Genomic DNA, 16,092 nt, shown 5'->3' with positions numbered 1-16,092 from the left:
TATTATAGCAAGGAAAACAATAATAAAAAATATTGAATTTCATGCAAAAATATCATTGACTAATTGCATAAAATTCAATAACATGTAATTAGGAGGTGAATTAAATGCAAGGAAAACGGATTAGAGCCTTGCGGGAAATGCAAGGAATAACGCAATTGGAACTTGCTGAAAAAGCGGGCATTGATAATTCCTTGGTATCCAGAATTGAAAATGGACAGTCGGAGGGTTCCATTCAAAGTCTCAAAAAAATTGCTACCGTACTGGGAGTAACCGTAGCAGAACTTTTAAACGAGAGTACAGCCTCCATAGAAAAAGAGAGCAGCTAATAGCGGTTTAACCAACAATTAACGGTTATCGAACTTAACTATTTCTGTTTATACCTACGAAAATAAATGAAAGGGTGTTGTGAATGAAAAAACGGTTTTTGAGGATGGGGTTACTGCTTTTAATACTGCTGCTTCTTTCGGCTACTGCCTTTGCCGCCCCAAACTGGGTTTCGGTGGATAAGGACGAAAGTGGGATGACTACCTATGTCGACCTGAATTCAATCTCATCTTACAATGGAAATCCCAATATCATACGCTTTGTAGTCATGGAAAAAAATCCAACCAATCTATACAGTATGCTTATGTCCATTGAAAAAAATCAATGGACATATCTGGAATTTGGTGTATTTAGTTATCCAGGAGAAAAACTTACTGGTTGGGAAAAACAGAACTTGAGTTGGAGTAATTATGATAAGGAATGGCCTATTCCCAAAGTGGTGTTGAGTAATTTAAATAGTAAATCTACTGTTTCTGCTCCACAGACGGATGATGGAATAAATAACAGTGGCAACTTAATATACAATGGACCATTAACAGGAAACGGATGGCGGATGGAAAATCCTGAGACAGGAGTTAATACCCCCGTTCAAAAAGTTGTCATATCTGGTATTACAAGCAGTGAAATGGATTATAGCGGGGATGCTTGGATACATGTAAAAACAGATAATGGTGCTTTTGTTGAAGTTAATGTACTCAGCAAGCAACATGGAGACAGTCAATATAATACATATCGAACATATCAATTGCGATTAAGATATCGTGGGATAGAAGCTGCATATGATTTACCAACTAAGTATGGACTAATAAACAGTGCTTTAACAAAAGTGCCTGGACACGTTGAGGTTAGTTTACGTGGACATACAATAACAGCAAATTTAATAGTAAATGGAGCTATCGTTTCCAATATTGAAACAATTGATGATGGAGTTAATTCTCTTTCAGGATTAGTTTCCAGCATGGGCGCTAGTGGAAATCTAAAAATATATAAATAGTCTCTGTTAATAAAATTTCTAAAATAAAAGATTGTTATAATTTCAGAATAAAGGAATGGATAATAATGAAGAAGTACTCAATGCTTTTCGTAATAGTGGTGTTTATACTGGGCATTGTATCTACCGCATCGGCAAACGCAGACATTGCCTTTAGTCCAGCAAATGTTTATTTTGCTGACAATGGTAAGCTCGTTGTTACAGGCGTTTTAATTAATAAAGGAAATCAAAATGGCATCGTAGATACTGCCCGTCTGGAGGTTTATCGTGTCGATGAGAATGGGCAATCGTTACTTACAAGTGCCAATTTTGCTAACGTTAACGCATTTGTACCAGCAGGTGGTACGCTTAATTGGCAATTCAATATTTCAGGTGTTTCTTATACGGAAATTGGACATTGGCGTGTCGTAGCAGACTTAGGTTATCGCTGGTAGCTTAAAATATAAGGGGTTGATTTTATGGAATGGTTAATCGTATCAGCCAGTAACTATATCTACTACTTTAATAAAGTTTTATTCAACGTATTTCCTTTTATCAAAAACTTTGATTATCAAGAAAAAATCTTTTTCTGCGTATTGCTTTTAATCGTATTACAGACGTTAGCGATTCTTTTTGAGAGAATAGCTTATAAAATCTCAAAATAATTCAAGCTTATTTTATACAGCTAGAAGTCAAGTTAGGTGACTTCTAGCTATTTTATTTGGCTCTATATGAAAAAAATATTTTGCGTTGATGCAAAAAAGGGACGGAAAATGGCAATGGGCTTCAAATATCTATACTATAATGAGCAAAAGGAGATGATGACGCTATGACATATGAAATTAGAATTACTTTTGACAAATGGGATGAGTTCTTAAATTTCATGACGGACTTGCACAATAGGGAAATGCGGAATCTGGAGGAGGCAAATCGTATGGGCAAAAATCAATTTAGATTTAAGAATTTGGAAGATATAAACGAAGACATCGAGGCATTGATTAAGCAATATCCCTTTGCGTTTAAGGATACATCGAAAAATGAGGCTGAAACAAGGAAAACTCACCTTATAAGTGGAAAAATGATAAAGCGTTCAACAGAATTTTTAAAGTCAGACAGTGCAATCACGGCAGCAGATATTTTTTCCAGGATTAAAGGAACGTTTAAATCAGAAGAGTTTTTCTTGGCGCTTCCGATGGCGATAGCCGCCCTGTTCCGTATCAGATGCGGCGATAAATTTCAGGAGGGGCAAACGCGACCATGGCAAGACCAGATGGACCTGGCTCTTTTTCTTACCACTGAACATGATTTTCATTCCAAAGGATTAAAAAACGCGCTTGATTTATTGGACAAATACAATTTTATTGATATTGATAAAGATTATACGGAGAATAAGGAAAAACCAAGAATCCTGTATCGAGCAAATGATGCACTGTATAATTTGCTTTTATCTGATGAGATTGCCTTTTAAATTGATGTTGTTATTTAGCTGAATTTTAATTACAGCAAGGAGCGTATTTATGGAAATTCTAAAAATCGTAATGTTTGAAGCATGTAGCAAAGAGAAATCTGTTATCCAAGAATTAAATTCATTTGGAGTTAAAGTGGATAAATTTTCCCAGAACGCAACATTGGAAAAAGAGAATGACAAAAATAAGATTCTTTGGCGAGGAGAGCTATGGGATAAATTAATAATTAGATATAATCTCATCTCAAGCGAAGTTCCTTTCCACATAATGATATCAGAAGGTGAAGAAAGCGAGACGTTCTCATCTTGGAATGAAGAGGAATCGGATTTTTTTGGAAATGGAGATGACGAAGAGGCCGAAGACAATATAAAAGAAGAGAAAATTGACGAAGATTTTGTAGAATGGGAAATGCTCCATAGAGAAGATATAGATTTTGCTGTTATCTCTCAGGATAAAAACGTTAAGCGGAAAACATTTAAAATTTTAAAAGGCGGAAAAAAGTAAACACCCATTTTATGGGAGTGGCATATGCGGCACAACAAAAAAATACCAGTACATATACAACTAAATCAATCTCTATACACAAAAGACCCGCCTTGGCGAGTCTTTTGTAATTATTGGTGCTTAAGTTCAAATTCATAGTCACTTTGATTTTTTAGGTATCGTTTCCAATCCTCTGGATAAATCCATTCTTCATGTCCATCCTCGTAACGGACAGTTATGGTGCCATTGTTGGCAATGCTCAGAACCTCTACGAGATAGGATTGGCTATTAAAGCGAATCGTTGTCATTATAATAAACCTCTCTCTTTAAAGCTTATATATTTGCCATCCCCGATAATAACGTGGTCCAGAACGGGTATATTAAGGAGAGTTCCTGCCTCGGCTAGCTTTTTAGTAAGTGTAATATCTTCATTGCTAGCCGTAGGGTTTCCGCTGGGATGATTATGAACGCAGATTAGACTTGCGGCATTGGATAGAATTGCTCTTTGGAAGATTTCCCGTGGGCAAACAAGCGAGGCGTTTAATGTGCCGCTGGATACAATAGATATGCCTATAACGGTGTTTTTTGTTGTTAGGAGAAGCACTAGAAATTTTTCATTAGGGCTGTTTTCTAGCTCCATATTGGCAATTTTGTAGGCATCTTCTGGACTGCGAATGGTTTTGCAATCCACTAGATAAGAGCCTTCCCGAATTAAAGTTAAGCTAAAGTTCGGGATACGATACATTCTACCTATTTTTTGAGCTTTAAGCATTTGTCATTCCTCCATTTTCTTATTTGCATAAAAAGTCAGGAGAAACGCCTTTGCGCTTCTACCTGACTGTGCACTGAATCAGGCAGAAGCCTTTTAAATTGTTAGGAACCCATTCTTTTACTTAAACAAAGGTTGTGATGCCTTTATAGGCATCTGTTTACATATAGGTGATGATAACAAAATAATGCAGGAATTTCTAATAATATCTTGCATTATATAAAATTCCCTAGAAAGTGAAATAACCTGATGGGATATGGGAGCAGCTAAAGGTACAATAACATGCGGTAGCTTGGCTCGATGCTAGATTAATATCCATAAATTGAGGCCTAGGACATATCCTAGACCTCTTGTTTTCCCCATTAAGCCACTTTGGGAGGTTAGAGAATAGATTGAACAGCAAAGAAGAAAAAATCGACATTTGGTGCAGTGATACATAATACGGCATTGCTTCTTTAGCAGTCAAAATTATCCCAACCGAGACATGTTCTGTTTGATGAAGATTGCCGTTTTGACGTAGCTGCATTCAACCTTTCCTCAAATGAAAGTGTAGCTGTTGCTGTAGTAGAATTTGAAGAAGTAGTAGGATTAAGGTATTTACCCAAATATTCTACTTCGAGAAAAGATGAAGGGTACTTAATATATTTTTCAGCTTTTCTGGAAACACTGCACTCTGTAGCATAATCTTTACAGGCTGTATTTAATTGTATTTCGGTATATCCAGATGCAAGAAGTATTAAATATGCTTTATAGGCTTTTGCTTTATCAACCTTTCTGGGGTAGTTATCCCAAAAGGTAATAAACCCCTCATTAGTATAGGTAATAAGTTTTTTCACTTTTGGGGAAGAAGGAGTATTCTTGCTACTATTGTTATCTGGGCTTGAAATAGTATCTTCTGCTATAACAGTCTCAACATCTTCTTTTTCAAGAAAAGTTGCATACTGATTCGGGGCAGTAACCCCAATAAGGGATTTATTATTATTTATCTTATTACTAATACTATTATTATTAATTGTCCGCCGTTTTGACAGAACAAGTTCCTCTGTTTCGATGGAACTAATTCCGCTATTTTGTCGGAACTGTGATTTTTCCTGTCGTGCCCGCTCTGTAGCTTGCGCTTTAAGCTTTGCTTTTTGAGTCAAATTGTCTTTAAGAATTCTTTGGTTTTCTGTGCCCTGTTTAATTAATACCGCAATAATGTTAAGTAGGTTTTCATCAAGTAGAATGAATCTTTTATGTGGTATTCCTTTTAAAAGAATTTGTAGGATTCCTAGCTCTTGAAGGCGGTTCAGGGCTTTGCGTTGGCGTTTTTCTGTGATAGATGTCATAATTTCAAGCGTGTCGACCGTGCAATAGAAACTACCATCTTCCTCTAACTTATCTTGTTGCAAGTAGTAAGCATATTTTGAGCAAAGCTCTGAAAAAATCGTAGTTTCTTCAAGCCCTATTGCGTGAATTAAATCGCGGTTTATTAGGATAAAGTTGTCGCTGCGGATAAGGGAAATAGCTGTTAATAAATTGTTGTTCTTATTCATAATTAAATACTCCTTTTATTGCGGTTTTCCGCGACAGCCCCGTATGGGGACTGTTTCGGCAGGTCACCAACCATGCCAATCGTCAGGCGGAAAAATTTTCTTGATATCTAGCGATTGCACTATTTATTAGTTCTTGAGTAGGCCAAAATCGTGTCATTATCCAGTCAAGCGTCTTTTGTTTGTATTCAGTAAAGGTTAATGAGAATTGCTGCTCTAACAGATTAAGACGTTCTGTAAAGCTCTCATTTCCTAGCACAATCATATTACGCCTTAAGAAACTGTCTAAGTCGCCCTTTTCCTGCGCGAAATGCCGCCAGTCCGCTTCTGCTCCTCTACTGCAAATGTGTATGCAAATTTGATTGTCAGATTGTATGTTGTTGTAGTCTGTAAAAATCTCTAGGCTATCGTTCACTACAACATGAATCGAAAACCTATCTGATATGTTAGTCGTTAGATATTCCGATTGTGCTCGTTTTACCTCAGTTTTCAAAGCGTTTAAATGATTTTTCGTGAGTTTCTTAGCTAAGTTCTTCACTAAAGACCAACTCCTTAAAATATTATTTTTTGCGGCTTTCCGCGACAGCCCCGCAGTGGAGGCTGTTTCGACAGGTAGCCAACCGTGCCATCATCGGGCGGAGCTAATAGAAAACTGAAATGGATTCGAGGTTTTCTACTTTTAAATTTATTTCCTCTAGTTGCTCTCTAACGTAAAACTCAGCAACTTCCCAGGCTATTTCATCATATTGGTTAGGATAATACTCATCGAGAAAAGCGGTTACTCCATCGTCATCCCATTCTTCGCTGTCATGACCCTGGTCAGTCAGCCAATCCTCGCATGATTCAGTGACTAAGGCTTTGTCGAAAAGCACATCAATTTCAACTTCGGTATCAGTTTCTTTATCATAATTGATGAGAACTTTTGTGGATTGGTAGCTTGCCAAAGCCATGCTTGTTAACTTTTCCAGCAATTCTTCTGGGGTTCCGCAAAGGGTTTGTATGCGGGGTTGATACATAGTAAATCACTCCTGTTGGATGTTATTTGTGGCCTTTCGCGATAGTCTCAACTATGTGAGACCGTTTCGACCAATGGCCAAATTGGTCATCATCGGGCAGAGGCGGAGTTTTCAATTTGCTGGATAGTCGTGGAGGTAACAAACTTTCGTTTGCCTATTATAATGAACGGGATTCGGCCTTCTTGGATATGGAGGCGTAAAGTGCTGTAGCCAATGCCTAAGAGCGCGGCGGCTTCGTAGAGGTTATAAAATTTTTTATCCATGGTGGTTACGTTCCTTTCCTTGTTATTTTGGTAATAAAAAAGAATGGCTTGTTTCTCTGTGAAGTGGTAGACCTTTCCCTTTTGGGGAGCGGTCGGTACACTTCTACCTCCTGATGGAGGATAGAGAAAAAACCATTCATCTTTTTAAATTTTATTAACTTGTATTGATTTTATTGTATCAGGACAATTTAGCCATTTCAAGTTATTTTAAGCTATTTTCAAATATATTTTTAGATTATAACTTATTTGCTATAAAATACTCTCGTTTTTGGAACTTTCTTCGTATGCAGTAAGTTATGAGCAAATAGTGGGGTAAAAATATGTATTCCCATGCTGAAATAGACGCTTATAAAAGCCTAGAGCGTCAAATTGTAGCAGTAATCTAAATTTATTGCTTTTTTCTTTATTATTTAATGTTATTATTATAATTAGGAGATTTTGGGAAGGAGGAATTTGTTTGTGAACAGTAACCAAATATTGGATGGTAAGGATTTTAGGAAAATATTAGGCAGATTTAAAGCTAGTTGGATGCAGTTAACTAACTTAAAAAAATATATAACTGATAGCCCTAAGAGTTTTGAGGAAAAAGATAAGTTGGACAAGTTGCAAGGATTAAATTACAACAATAGAATAATATATATGCCACCACAGCTTACTTGCGAATTTGAAAAAATAGCTGATGATATATATTCTATAAAAGGAATAGCAGATATAATCACTAAAAGGACAATAGAAAGAAATATCGGGTATGAAATTGCACAGGTATTGGAAAAGCCACAAGAAATCCATTCAGCTAAGAATGCAAGAGCTATAGTTGAAAAATGCCTTGCTGACTGTGAGGAATATACATTTTATCGAATAGTGGATGGTCTAAAACTAGAAGACGTTTCTATTCAGTTAGGAGAAGTCCAAATATTTAATTCTAATGAAATGTATATTAGTGAACTTTTAAAGGTTGATTTTGCTAAATTACCCGAAGCTGATAGGCGAAGGCAATTGCTTAACAAGGTAATTATACGCTGTAAAGTTTTTGGCGATAAAGATATAGCAAAAAATAAGGCGATTAGGAAATTAAGAGAAACTTTAAATATCATTCGCTTTTTAATTTGTATACTTTATAAAGGTGGTTCAACCGACAATTCATTAAAAGTTAATTTTCTTGCGGAAGCATATATAGCAGAAGAAAATACAGTTTTTATTGATAATGCTGGTCATGAAAATTGGCAGTTTCAAGTTACAAATAAAATATTAATTCCTTTTGAGGTTAATCCAAAACTACTAGAAAATCTTCAAGACACTGATTTTTTTTCAAAGTTAATATTTCTTATAAATAAAGTCGAACACACAGAACTTGAACAAGCGGTTTTAACAAGTATCTATTGGATTGGTGAAGCTCAAAATGATTATTCGTTAACTCATACATTTATTAAATATTGGTCAGGGATAGAAGCATTAATATATAATCCTCCTGATAATAAAGGTGTCACTGAGTTGGTTGAAAATGGACTTGCTACAGTTTTAACATATGGCGGTTTTAAACTTGACTCAAGTAGAAAAATTAAAGATTATGATAAGCAAATTAAAGACCTTTACGAAAAACGCTCATTAATTGTACATAGGGGTGAATATGAAGCAGTTACCCCCAATGACCTATATCATGTCTCAAAAATGGCGGTATATATGGCGTTAAATTGTCTTGTATTATGTGATATAGGATATAAAACATTAGAAGATATTAAAAAGGAAGCAGACCGATTGAGAGCAAAACTAAAAAAGAAAAAAGATTAACGTGTTGTTTTTTAATGATAATTATTAGGTGGGTTGACATGTGAGGAAATTATCAATGGAAATTGAAGATAGGAGCACTTGGCCTAGAAATTTCTTAGAGATTGCAACGCAAAAAAAGCAATTGATTATTGCATATCATAAATTTAAGAAAGATATAGAATTCAGGTCTATCAAAAATGTTGAGTTAAGATATAATCCTCCTTTAAATCCTTTTAAGGCAGAGTATCAGGAGGTTATTTGGCAAACAGAAAAATTATTAAAACCCAATAATTTCGTTGCTTATCATTGTACTAAATTGATTGATTATGAAATTGAAAATATAAAAAGAAATGGAATGAAGATTTTATCGAAAGAATTAGTTCAAGAACGATTAATATCGGCTCACCAACACGGATATCTATTAAAAGAAGAATTTGATTACCTAATTAATAGTCAAGATATTAATGAAATACTCCATAACAAACATGGCGTTCGGACAGAGCGGATTTGCTTTTTTGCTAATTGTTCATTATTGAGAAATGATATTAATGGAATTTATCGCTTTTTTCGTTCCTGGGGTGGGGAGGGAGTGTACTGGGGACATGAAAATGACAAAAACATTGCACTTACACTAAAAAAACTTGGAACCCCATGTATTCTTATATGTTCAATACCTGTAAACGATATTGAACATTATAGTAGTAGCTTGGCTGAACGTTTTTTTTCTAATCTTATCGCTAGTGATATAGAAAATCCAGAACCGCCATCAGTGTTTGAAATGTATATAAGACGCAACTTAGATGCATCAGAAATTATAGAAGTTGTTGAGTTGCAAACCCCTAAATTTTGTGAATTGACGGATTATAATAATTGGGACAAGTATTATAAAGACGATTAAAGATATAGTGGGAGAATTCGAATGAGCAAAATAAATTCAAGTAGCGAGTGGTCATTCTTAGGAGAGTTTATTTCTGTAATAAGTAAAATTAAAGGTTACTTATTATTATTTGTTGTGCTAATATATTTCAATGATTATATAGTATATACAAGGCTGTTGGATTTTTCTTTTGGAGAATATATTGTTGATATTGCTTTATTTGGCTCATATCAAAAAGTAGCATTACTTGTTTTTACCATATTGGTCTTAATCCCATTTGGCATTGTAGTTATACCATATATGATTTACAAAACCATAAGACTGAAAAATCCTGTGTTTTCGATTTTTGCATCATACTTAATATTCACTACGATATTCGGATATAATTACTTTGCTGAAATGAAAAATAATTGGGAGTTACCGATTATAAAAAGAATGGCAAATGTTGGTTTAATACTATTGCCAGGATATTTTATTTTTCTAATCAAATGGTTTTTGGCGTTATTACATAAGGTACGTGTCTATAAATTGAGTTTTAGTCAATTATTTGAGTTGGCTAAAAGCAAAGGACTAATTTGGGGAGAGAAAAATAAATATGCCGTAACTGTCTCGGTTTTTGTGTTTTTTATTATTATACTTTCTGATAAGCATAGTAATTGGCATTATGCTTTCTTTTTGATATCCTTATCTTTTATGTGTTTACTCGGAAGAGCTTTTCGATGGGGGTTAAAATTGAAGAGGATAAAGCGAAAGGCTAAAGTAAGTAAATATGTAACAATAATATTTCTAGCTTCAATTATTTTTATTGTGCAAAGTATATCTTATTTTAATACGCTATGGTATAGAGACTGGATTTTTGGTCGTAAAGCTACATTTCCTGCATTTAATAGTACATTAAATCTAATATTTTCTACGGAAGCAGAAGGTGTCTTAAATATAAATTATCCCATTTCTAAAGATTATTTTTTGCAAGGAATATTTAAGCAATTTTATGATGAGCGATTAATAAAGATTTCTGAAAATACAATTTCAGTAATTCCCGATAGAACACGTGATTTGGATAGTATAGATTACATAAATGTTTTTTTACATCATACGGTGATTGAATATCATTCTGGGAGAGTTTACAAACTTCCTATTTCTGATGCAAAATATCTTCTTTTTTTGAAACCGACAACTCGCGAAACGAATAGACTTGTAGTTTTACTTGTGAATAGGGATACTTTAGAAAAATACAAAATGATAATGTACAATAATTTTCGTTATTGATTTTAGAGATAGAGAATAATGCTGGATACTAATATTTATGACGCGTTATATTTAGACTCCAAAACTAAAGAGCTTTTACTTAAACACATGAGATTAAATAATGTTATTCTTTATGGTATTGCTATTCAAGAAGCTGAGCTAAAATATATAAAAAATGCGGAGAAGCGAGAAGAATGCTTATCAATTCATAAGCTTGCAACTATCCTTCCTGCACAGGGTTTTTCTTATGATGTTGAAGGCGCAGGATATGGCGCAAACGGGGCTACCTCAGAAGATTTATTGTTATATGATAAAATCAGAGGAAATAGTAGTCCTGCCTCTAATAGCCTTGACTCTAAATGCCAACTCGATAGAAGTTTTTGTTAGTAATGACCCTAAGTTCTTGAAATTGCCGCAAATACAGACTTTGATTTTTAATGAATTTGCAAAGCTATTAAGTACAATGTGAAAAATTGATAGAAGGATGATTTCATGAAATAAATCTATTTTTTACATTGTGATTCGATATTTAATATAAAATGTAAATTGATAGACTTATATGTCTGATAAAGTTAAAAACATATTTTGTTTAGAAAGGAGTGTATGGCTTGGGAATAAAAAATTTATTGAATTACTTTATAAAAACAATGCTGATATCATTAATCGTTTTTTCGGCTATAAAATTGAGCTTAATGCAATATTTGATTTTTTTATCAATAATTTGGGGATTTATATTTTTGAATTTTAAAATAAAAAAGAGCAGAGAAGTTTTTGATTTGCTTATCATCCTTACTATCAGTAATTTTCTGTCATACTTTTTAGTAAAAAGCAACGAGATTGTTTTTATCAATTTGTCTGAAGTAATATATATATCAGCTTTTTTACTATTAGTATTGTTTGTTTCCATACGGAGTTACTGGTTACAAAGAAAAGATAAACATATTGAAATAGAAGAAAATCTAGTTTATAAAAGGGAAAAGGACTTAGAAAGACTTTTACAATATGTAAACAATTTTAATACTATTGGAATAAATGCAGAATGGGGAACTGGAAAGAGTTTTATAGTAAATCAATTATATAAAAAAATTCGTACTCAATACGAAATAATTGAAATAGATATTCTGGCATGCAACATTGATGAAATTCTACTTATTTTAATAAATGAAATAGAAAAAGTTATGTATAAACATGGAATGGTCTCTAAATATTCTAAAAAACTTAAAAGCTTCATTGTTGAAGATTCAAATATAAATAAAGTTTTGGGCTTGTTTTTTCATGGGAACTATTCATATTCAGAAACTATTAGAGGCTTTAAACAAGAGTTAAAACTTATTGATAAAGAAATATTAATAGTATATGAGGATATTGACAGAATATCAGATGATAAAGTTATTAAAAAGATATTTTATTTATCTGAGAAGCTTTGTACTGATAATATAAAAATCTTATATCAATATGATGAAAATAAACTTAAATGTATTGGTTTTACTAATGAATATTTGGAAAAATACATTCCATTTAAAATTAATTTAACAAAAATAACTTTTTTTGAGCTTATAGAGTTTATTTTACAAGAGAAAAAAATAAATCAAGAAGTGTTAAACCTTGAAGATTTTAAATTTCTCCAAAACTATCAACAGCAATATCGATTTGATATTATAAAAAGAAAATTTGATATTGAAGAACCTTATTTAAATGTTCAAAGACAGTACTATAGTGTCAGGGTTATTGAACATTTTATAGATGAAATTAATCTTATAATAATGGATGAGCCATATAACCATAATAAGGAAACAGTGATAACTTTTTTTTACATAAAACATTTTTATTCTGCTATTTATGAAGAGTTAGAGGTAGCTGAATCTATTATAGATACAATTAAATTTGATGTTGATTCTCAAAAATATACAATTTCTAAGATTATATATATGAAGAAAGAAATAGTTGAAAATTTATTTAAGAATGAACAAAACATTGAAAATTATTGTATTTTGAAACTATTAAATTATAATTCCGAACACTATTTAATTGAAGATGTTTCAGAAAAAATACCATCAATATTAATGGAACCAGAAAGAATGTTAAATAGTAGAAATGAAAATGATAAAAAAGATAGAATTATTTGGAGTCTTTTAGAAAATGGTAAATCCAGATACACTAATTATGAATTTGTGGCAAAAAAAGTGATTCAAGAGGTTTTGTCCCAAGAACCTGATGACCAGATTACCGCATTTAACAAATTTTATAATGAGTTATTTCATATGAAATTTGAAAAAATGGATAATGAAACTATATTTTTAATGGGAATCCCTTGGGCTGTTGAGTTGTTTAAGTCATTCTTGGTAATAGATGCAGATTTTAAAAATAGAACAGCACTATTTGAACTTTACTTAAAAATGAAAAAAACTACTGATTTTGATATTGAAATAATTTATGTGTTAAATTATTTTTCTATAAAAGATAAAAAATCATATATTTGGATTTTAAATAAAATTAATTCTTTAAATGTTATTGGAAATTTTAATTCGCATAAAATGTTTAATAATTTATTACAGATGTATGTAGATTATCTTTTTAGATTTGGATATGTAAGTTATAGACATTATCGTAATTTACTTAAGGAAATAAATGTTATTAAAGGATATGAAGAACTTGTAATAGATGACCTTGAAGCAATAGTAAATGGCATTCAGCAAATGAATTTACGCATAGTCAATGAAATTGATGTAGTTGAAATCAGAGACGAATTACAAATAATTATGACGTTTATAAAGAAGATGATTGAAATTATTAAAAATGAATATGAGATAAAAGACAATCATGGTATAAAAATTAAAACTACTTCTCAAACTTTAAACAACAAGGAATATGAAAGAATAAAGAAAATACTAGATGAAACTGACGACAAAAAATTATTAGAGAATGTAATTAGGCAAAGCTATTTAAATGGCGGGATAAACATATATGAAATAAATGACTTATTTGAGAATAAAAACTAATTGCATTCTTTCTGTATAAGAAATTCTTATGCCTAATACCTGCTAAGTAGCCAACTGTATCAAAGAAGACCGTTAAAACGCATTATATACGTCAGCGGTCTTTCTTGGTGATTGTATTTTTTGCAATACCATTTTATTTTTCGAATTATATGTTTTCGTGATGGTGTGGCGTGTGGAGGATGTGAAGGCTGGAGAAAGACAAAGCTCTGGCGCAGTCAGAGAATAGGGTGGGTTATTTCTTGATTTCGATATTTTGTATGATATAGGAGAATTCGGCAAGGGTAGTTTCGAACTGAGATTCCTTTGGCGCACTAAATAGAAAATAGCGAAGGTCGGTTCCGTCAATTACAAGCATAGAATATATGCGCTTATCATTATTAGGGTACATGACGAATGCAGTTAGCCAAAAGGCTTGGTGATTATTCACTTGTAGCTTTTCGCAAGTTTTAATCCGAGCATTGAGGCTTGTGATATAAGAGTTTTGGGTTTTGAGTAAACTGTCATCTAAACTACCTTCTTTGGGGACAACAGTCAAGTTTATATCTGGTGCTTTATGATTTTGTATAGTGAATAGGTAAATTAGCCCAGTAGGAAAATCATTTTTATAAGGAATAACTTCTTGGGTAAACTCAACTTTTGTAGTTTCGTCTTCGTATACTTTTACCTTCAGAGGCTCTGTAGCATACACTGATGTTACGGCGAACATTATGAATACGATAAGTGATAATAAAGTTCGGTGCATTGGGTACCTCCAGATTATTTCGTAAATTGATGCTGGCGACAATCTCTTTCTATTATAAGGTACTTAAGCGGGGATGGGTATGTGTGTCATTAAAAAAATCAGCAATATAGAATGTTTTTTTCAATTAATATGTCTGCAATGCTTGAGTTATTTTCTGCAATCTTTCTGCAATGTTTCAGGTTCACATTCATATCATCCTACCATCCAACAACTTGAATTGTGCCTGAAACCCGCACAATTATTGACTTTGTGTTATATTAGTTTTTAAATTGTTTTTTAATAGTGTTATAACTCCATAGGACTTAAAACCCATTGCATAAGGAGAGTTCTGCCTAATGCCTGCCTAAGTACCTAAAAATCGGATTAAATAATTGTATAAAATGAATAATATATAAATATAACGCTTTTTAAACGTAATTATAATAAATGCTTGATTTATCTGAATTATTCCGAGTTTAAGACGGCTAGTTAATACGAAGTTAATATGGTTTTTATACATAAATTATACACAATTTACATAATATTCACCTTGACATCGAAGAGGTCTGCGGTTCGAGTCCGCCTAACCCCACCATAGGAAATACAAGGCTTTCGGCGATATGCTGGAAGCCTTTTTTGTTACAAATACAGTGAAAAATACAGTATCTATGAATTTTATTCTTGTGGTTCTGAAGGTGCTTCTTCTGTGGCATTGGGGGTTTTTAATGCAGTTTCATACTTTTGCATTGCTGTGAGCAAGGTGTCAAACTGAGGCTGGTTATAAATCTCTGCAATCATTCTTATATCAGTATGTCCCATGATTTTTGCAGTGGTGCTCATGTCCACACCGTTGGCACACATGGTGGTCGCAAAGGTTCTTCTAAGGCTATGCAGTGTAATTCCTTCGTAATCCTTCGCAAAGATGGTTTCAAAGGTTCGCTGATAGTTCCTTGGGTTCAAGGGTTTGCCTTTTTCATTACAAAAGAAAAGCTTTAACTCATTAGATATTTGCTTATGATTTTCTAGGATTGTCTTGCATTCCTCTGTCATAGGGATAGATCTAATACTAGCCTTAGTTTTCGGTGATTGCATTACTACGCCTGACTTTGGAAGAAATACGGCATTCTTTCGGATGTGAATTAATCTGTTTTTATAATCAATATCTTTAACTCTTAATGCTAGGACTTCACCTCTTCTAATACCTGTTAGTAACTGTAACATGAAAGCAGCATAGAGGGGGTGCTTTTTATGTTTGGGATTTTCTCTAAAAGCAATAGATTCCTCTATAGAAAGTACAGCACGTTCCTTTTTCTCTACTTTGGGGAGTTCTATGCCGTTAACTGTGAATGATATTCTAAAAGTGTACCACTTCAAGTCATATTGATATTGAATTAGTTTACCACCTATCATAAAAATCCTGTAGAATATTATCAAATGTTTTGCAGGGAGGAATGAAAGGTGTGATTATTGAGGTGGACATTTATTCAGCGATTCGTGCCCGTTATTCAGATGGAGAATCCATACGCGCCATCGCAAAAGACCTTGGCGTATCAAGACAGACTGTTAAAAAATACTGCGAAGGCGCTACTCATCCAGAAGTGCGAAAAAACTACCAAAGAGAACCTGAAATCATTACTGATACTATCAAAACTTTTAT

The 16,092-nt window shown here is 33.0% G+C and carries 18 protein-coding genes; 11 read left to right on the top strand and 7 right to left on the bottom strand.

Features of this window, described 5'->3' with window-relative positions; all coding sequences use genetic code 11:
• Window positions 1-104 precede the first annotated feature (104 nt).
• From BMZ99_RS14050 to BMZ99_RS14025, 5 genes are all read left to right on the top strand, one after another.
• A complete protein-coding gene (locus BMZ99_RS14050) occupies window positions 105-326 on the top strand; it encodes a helix-turn-helix domain-containing protein (RefSeq protein ID WP_090938405.1) in 222 nt (73 codons plus the stop codon).
• Between the two features lie 104 nt (window positions 327-430).
• Window positions 431-1,318, top strand: coding sequence for a hypothetical protein (locus BMZ99_RS14045; protein ID WP_175490556.1), 888 nt, complete (start codon window positions 431-433; stop codon window positions 1,316-1,318).
• A 98-nt stretch (window positions 1,319-1,416) separates the two neighbouring features.
• A complete protein-coding gene (locus tag BMZ99_RS14040) occupies window positions 1,417-1,749 on the top strand; it encodes a hypothetical protein (RefSeq protein WP_175490555.1) in 333 nt (110 codons plus the stop codon).
• Between the two features lie 479 nt (window positions 1,750-2,228).
• On the top strand, window positions 2,229-2,762 hold the full coding sequence (locus BMZ99_RS14030; RefSeq protein WP_175490554.1) for a hypothetical protein: 534 nt from the start codon (window positions 2,229-2,231) through the stop codon (window positions 2,760-2,762).
• Between the two features lie 49 nt (window positions 2,763-2,811).
• Complete coding sequence (locus BMZ99_RS14025; RefSeq protein ID WP_090938392.1) at window positions 2,812-3,264, top strand: hypothetical protein; 453 nt, start codon at window positions 2,812-2,814, stop codon at window positions 3,262-3,264.
• A 110-nt stretch (window positions 3,265-3,374) separates the two neighbouring features.
• On the opposite strand, the gene BMZ99_RS26345 is transcribed toward BMZ99_RS14025, so the two are convergent.
• The 5 genes from BMZ99_RS26345 to BMZ99_RS14005 form a co-directional block, all read right to left on the bottom strand.
• Window positions 3,375-3,551, bottom strand: coding sequence for a hypothetical protein (locus BMZ99_RS26345; RefSeq protein WP_175490553.1), 177 nt, complete (start codon window positions 3,549-3,551; stop codon window positions 3,375-3,377).
• Window positions 3,551-4,015 (bottom strand): JAB domain-containing protein, encoded by a 465-nt coding sequence (locus BMZ99_RS14020; RefSeq protein ID WP_245754973.1) that lies wholly within the window; start codon window positions 4,013-4,015, stop codon window positions 3,551-3,553. The genes BMZ99_RS26345 and BMZ99_RS14020 overlap by 1 nt, the downstream gene beginning before the upstream one ends.
• Window positions 4,016-4,467: 452 nt before the next feature.
• On the bottom strand, window positions 4,468-5,547 hold the full coding sequence (locus tag BMZ99_RS14015; protein WP_090938391.1) for a hypothetical protein: 1,080 nt from the start codon (window positions 5,545-5,547) through the stop codon (window positions 4,468-4,470).
• An 82-nt stretch (window positions 5,548-5,629) separates the two neighbouring features.
• Window positions 5,630-6,082 (bottom strand): hypothetical protein, encoded by a 453-nt coding sequence (locus tag BMZ99_RS14010; protein WP_090938388.1) that lies wholly within the window; start codon window positions 6,080-6,082, stop codon window positions 5,630-5,632.
• A 103-nt stretch (window positions 6,083-6,185) separates the two neighbouring features.
• Window positions 6,186-6,560 (bottom strand): hypothetical protein, encoded by a 375-nt coding sequence (locus BMZ99_RS14005; protein ID WP_090938385.1) that lies wholly within the window; start codon window positions 6,558-6,560, stop codon window positions 6,186-6,188.
• 722 nt (window positions 6,561-7,282) lie between these two features.
• On the opposite strand from BMZ99_RS14005, the gene BMZ99_RS14000 reads away from it, so the two are divergent.
• The 5 genes from BMZ99_RS14000 (at window position 7,283) to BMZ99_RS13975 (ending at window position 13,714) form a co-directional block, all read left to right on the top strand.
• Window positions 7,283-8,611, top strand: coding sequence for a HEPN domain-containing protein (locus BMZ99_RS14000; RefSeq protein ID WP_090938382.1), 1,329 nt, complete (start codon window positions 7,283-7,285; stop codon window positions 8,609-8,611).
• 55 nt (window positions 8,612-8,666) lie between these two features.
• Window positions 8,667-9,488: a hypothetical protein gene (locus tag BMZ99_RS13995; RefSeq protein ID WP_139214772.1), complete on the top strand. Its 822-nt coding sequence runs from the start codon at window positions 8,667-8,669 to the stop codon at window positions 9,486-9,488.
• Window positions 9,489-9,509: 21 nt separating this feature from the next.
• Window positions 9,510-10,736 carry a hypothetical protein gene (locus BMZ99_RS13990; protein WP_090938376.1) on the top strand — a complete coding sequence of 409 codons (1,227 nt, stop codon included), beginning with the start codon at window positions 9,510-9,512 and terminating at the stop codon, window positions 10,734-10,736.
• A gap of 18 nt (window positions 10,737-10,754) precedes the next feature.
• On the top strand, window positions 10,755-11,102 hold the full coding sequence (locus BMZ99_RS13985; protein WP_090938373.1) for a hypothetical protein: 348 nt from the start codon (window positions 10,755-10,757) through the stop codon (window positions 11,100-11,102).
• Between the two features lie 221 nt (window positions 11,103-11,323).
• A complete protein-coding gene (locus BMZ99_RS13975) occupies window positions 11,324-13,714 on the top strand; it encodes a P-loop NTPase family protein (RefSeq protein ID WP_139214771.1) in 2,391 nt (796 codons plus the stop codon).
• A 232-nt stretch (window positions 13,715-13,946) separates the two neighbouring features.
• On the opposite strand, the gene BMZ99_RS13970 is transcribed toward BMZ99_RS13975, so the two are convergent.
• Together BMZ99_RS13970 and BMZ99_RS13965 are read right to left on the bottom strand one after the other, a co-directional pair.
• On the bottom strand, window positions 13,947-14,456 hold the full coding sequence (locus tag BMZ99_RS13970) for a hypothetical protein (protein ID WP_090938364.1): 510 nt from the start codon (window positions 14,454-14,456) through the stop codon (window positions 13,947-13,949).
• A 654-nt stretch (window positions 14,457-15,110) separates the two neighbouring features.
• Window positions 15,111-15,845 (bottom strand): tyrosine-type recombinase/integrase, encoded by a 735-nt coding sequence (locus tag BMZ99_RS13965; RefSeq protein WP_090938361.1) that lies wholly within the window; start codon window positions 15,843-15,845, stop codon window positions 15,111-15,113.
• Window positions 15,846-15,886: 41 nt separating this feature from the next.
• Between BMZ99_RS13965 and BMZ99_RS25955 the strand changes: the two genes are divergently transcribed.
• Window positions 15,887-16,092 (top strand): helix-turn-helix domain-containing protein (locus BMZ99_RS25955; RefSeq protein WP_139214770.1); only part of this gene is annotated, 206 nt, incomplete at its 3' end.

It is taken from the genome of Pelosinus propionicus DSM 13327 (assembly GCF_900114615.1).
Classification (GTDB): Bacteria; Bacillota; Negativicutes; order DSM-13327; family DSM-13327; genus Pelosinus; species Pelosinus propionicus.
The sequence above is the reverse complement of the archived record's forward strand: the minus strand, read 5'-3'. Positions and strand labels throughout refer to the sequence as shown.